At 33.6% G+C, this 3,766-nt stretch carries 5 protein-coding genes; all 5 read right to left on the bottom strand.

The features are described 5' to 3' along the window. Nucleotides 1-10 precede the first annotated feature (10 nt). The gene (locus B3J44_RS15860) at nt 11-478 is read right to left on the bottom strand and encodes an SRPBCC family protein (protein ID WP_198856422.1); all 468 of its coding nucleotides are present in this window, start codon (nt 476-478) and stop codon (nt 11-13) included. An 82-nt stretch (nt 479-560) separates the two neighbouring features. Continuing rightward, nucleotides 561-1,142, bottom strand: a complete 582-nt coding sequence (locus B3J44_RS15855) for a TIGR00730 family Rossman fold protein (protein WP_286969590.1) — start codon at nt 1,140-1,142, stop codon at nt 561-563. Nucleotides 1,143-1,233: 91 nt separating this feature from the next. Next, entirely contained in the window at nt 1,234-1,767 is a 534-nt protein-coding gene (locus B3J44_RS15850; protein ID WP_286969588.1) for a GNAT family N-acetyltransferase, read from the bottom strand. 146 nt (nt 1,768-1,913) lie between these two features. Continuing rightward, a complete protein-coding gene (locus B3J44_RS15845; protein WP_286969586.1) occupies nt 1,914-3,038 on the bottom strand; it encodes a lactonase family protein in 1,125 nt (374 codons plus the stop codon). 167 nt (nt 3,039-3,205) lie between these two features. Further along, a partial coding sequence (locus B3J44_RS15840) for an MBL fold metallo-hydrolase (protein ID WP_286969583.1) occupies nt 3,206-3,766 on the bottom strand: 561 nt, incomplete at its 5' end.

The raw sequence follows: 3,766 nt of genomic DNA, 5'->3' as shown, positions 1-3,766 counted from the left end.
TTAAATAAGATTAAGCAAGTCCTTTTGGAAAACGATCCAAAACCAAATTCAGTTGTAAATTATGTTCTAAATAAGCTTTTGCTCCAGCCAAAACCAAAGTAAAGCCTTCAGTCGAATTACGAACCTGATCTATAATTTTATCGGTGTCTCCATGAAAACCAGAATTGGTAATACTCACAAAAGTTTCACTTTCGTTCAACGGATTAAAAACCCATTCTACCAATGTAATTTCGTCAGGATTTCCCCATTCAATAACAATTTTTTTATTTTCTTGAAGTACAATTGTCGTAACAGAAAGAGAAAAACCATACATTTCCCAAGTCCATTCTGTTTTTTGATTTTCTTCTAATTTTCCAGATCCTTTTGTAAACCAAAATTTACTCGTAATCTGCGGATCAATAAAAGCCTGAAAAACTTCTGAAACAGGCTTTCTTATCAGCATTTCTGCCTTTGCATATTTGTTGTTTTCTGTTTTCATTTTGTTTGAAGTTAATTACTTAGATGTAACGAGGAAATGTAAATATAACTCTAAAATTTGTATTGAGATCTTAAGTTCTGACTTATAACTTTTTTTTATCAATCCACTTTCCGACAGTGGGCGCAGTGTAATTTTTCATTTGATCTAATAAATCATCAATAGAATCGCTAACCAAAAGCATTTTTTGATTGACTTCTTTTAATAATCCTTTTTCTGTCATAGTTTGCAATAGCGTTATTAGAGAATCATAATAGCCATTTACATTCAAAATTGCGATTGGTTTTTTATGCAAACCTAATTGCGCCCAAGTCAACATTTCGAAAAGTTCTTCTAGAGTTCCAAAACCACCTGGAAGTGCGATTACACCGTCACATAAATCGTTCATTTTGGTTTTTCTTTCATGCATGCTCTCGACCAAAATCAATTCGGTTAAACCTAAATGAGCGATTTCTTTCGATCTTAAAAAATTAGGAAGCACGCCAATTACTTTTCCGCCAGCATTTAATGCGCCATCTGCAACAGCGCCCATTAGACCGACATTTGCACCGCCATAAACTAATTCTATATTTTGTTCGGCTAAGGTTTTGCCTAAAGCGATTGCTTGTTCTTCGTAAATTTTTTCAGTGCCAAAACTCGAAGCACAGAAAACGGTTATTCTTTTCATCTTTTTATTTTTTTGAGAAGAGAAAGATTCAAGAAGAAAGAGGCAAGAAGTTTTTTTTTTTAAGACTCTTTTTTCTTGACTCTTTCTTCTTTTATTTAGCTTTTTCTTTCTTCAATTCATATTCAAAATAAGGCACTTCGGTACCATTAATAGTAAAGGTCAGTTCATTGATTTTTTCTGCGCCTAGTTTTAAAACTGCCTTTTGAGAACGGAAGTTTTCTGCCCCAACATGAAAAAGTACCGAATTAACATGTTGAAAAGCATAATCCATCATCAACTTTTTATTTGAGTTATTGTAAGGACCGCCCCAATATTTTCTAGTAATAAAAGTATAGCCAATTCCGATACTTGATTTTTCAGGATTGTAATCGTAGAAACTCGTTGTTCCCATTATTTCATTGGTTTGTTTATCGAGAATTAGGAACGGACTTTTTGTAAGTATCAGATCAAAATAAGCTCTAAAAACATCTCTTTCATGTCGATCCTTCGCAGGATTTTGTTCCCAAATTAACGGATCAGAAGCTGCTTTAAATAATGCTTCGAAATGTTCTTCTTTTAAAGGAACTAACTTGGAGATTTCATTTTCTAAGAAATCTGGCTGTAAATTGAAGTTATTTATTGTCATGTTTTTTTAATTATTTTTAACACAAAGTTTGTCATTTCGAGGAACGAGAAATCTTCGCAAGAAACTCCACAACGAGAATCAATCTTTGTCGAGCAACTTGCGAAGATTTCTCGTTCCTCGAAATGACAAGATTATCTATAAGAAAATTAAATCTGTTTAATCTGTACGCAAGAAACATTCTCCATTTTCACTTCTTTTCCTACTTTTTTTAATAGTCCAGTTTTCGAATCTCTTTTAAAAACAATTACATTTCCGGTTAAAACATTCGACGCAACCAAAAATTTTCCGCTTTCATCGAGAGCAAAAATTCTCGGATGCTTTCCTAAAGTTGATTGATAGCCAATGTTTTTTAAAAGACCATTTTCATCGATAGAGAAAATGGCAATATTGTTTTCTTTGCCGCGATTCGTTGCGTATAAAAATTTTCCATCAGGAGAAATATGAATATCAGAACTTTCAAAGCCATCTTTTATTTTATCTGAATGCGTAACAATGCGTTGGATTTTATTTAAAACACCATTTTCATAACTGTAAACGCTGACTTGTCCAGCCATTTCTTCAATGCAATATCCATATTTTTGATTTGGATGAAAGGTTAAATGTCTTGGACCAGCTTCTAAATCGGTTTTCGTAAACGGATTTTTAGTTTCTACTAATGGCTTTTTCAGATTTTCATCAAAAGCATAACAGCGTATTTTGTCGGCTCCTAAATCGGGCAAAAACAAATAATCGCATTGCGGAGAAAATACCGCCGAATGTACGTGAGATCTAGTTTGTCTGTCTTTATTTACGCTTCCGTCCATATACTGAAAATTCTGGGCAATCGAATCAATTTTACCATTTTCTAAAATAGGATAGACAGAAACACTTCCTTCTGTATAATTGGCATTGGCAAGCCATTTTCCTTTTTTGTGAACACTGACATAAACAGGGTTTTCGCCACCGCTTCTTTGACTGTTCAAAAAAGTCAAAGTTTTTGCTGACGGATTAAATTCAAAACTGCTTACGCTTCCTGCATTTGGCGTTTTAGTGTCTGTGCAGGCATAAACATATTTTCCGTTTGGCGAAACCGTCAAATAAGACGGATTTATAATGTTTTTGGCTGAAGTAAATTTGGTCAATTTTCCGTTTAAGGTATCCAATTGATATACTTGAATAGCTTCAGCAGTTTTATCACGATTGTAAGACCCTAAAAATACATAGGTGTTTTGAGAAAAGACATTAGTTATTAAAAGGAAGAAAAAGGATAGAAATATTATTTTTGGTTTCACGGTTTTTAGTTTGTTTCAGGTTTTAAAGTTTCATGTTTCAAGTTTTGCTCATTTTTGTCAGGCTGAAGGAAGTCGAAGCTCTAGTGTCAATTGTAGCGCCCTTCAACTTCGCTCAGGGTGACATTGCATGGATTTATAATTCTTTTTAGAATTCATAATTCATAACATTAGTTAACCCCTTTCCACCACTGTTTAAATTCTTGTTTATCATTTTTCAATTCAACAATTTCGCCAATCATTGGTGTAATTAACGGAATCGGATTTTCAGACAAACTATTCAATTCGGTTACTTTTTTCAAAGGTTCGTCCCAAGCGTGAAGTGATAATGAAAACTTAGAAGAATGTACCGGAAATACTCTTTTTGTTTTCAGGTCTTTCATGGCTTTTATCACATCTTGAGGTAAATTATGAATATATTTCCAACTTTCGTTGTATTGTCCATTATCAATTAAAGCAATATCAAACGGTCCGTATTTTTCGCCAATTTCGGCAAAATGCTTGTCGTAGCCACTGTCTCCGCCCAAATACATTTTAAAATCCTTGCTTTCTAAAACAAAAGAAGTCCAAAGCGTATTGCATCTTTTAAAACCTCTACCCGAAAAATGTCTTGATGGCGTGGTGTGAATTGTTAGATTTTCATCTAATTCTATTTTAGAATACCAATCTTTCTCAATAATATTTTCAGAAGGAAATCCCCAGAATTCCAAGTGCGAGCCAACACCAAGAGC

The sequence above is a fragment of the Flavobacterium sp. UBA4854 genome, from assembly GCF_002399805.1.
Classification (GTDB): Bacteria; Bacteroidota; Bacteroidia; order Flavobacteriales; family Flavobacteriaceae; genus Flavobacterium; species Flavobacterium ginsengisoli.
Note: the sequence above shows the minus strand (reverse complement) of the source record. Positions and strands in the feature narration are given on the sequence as shown.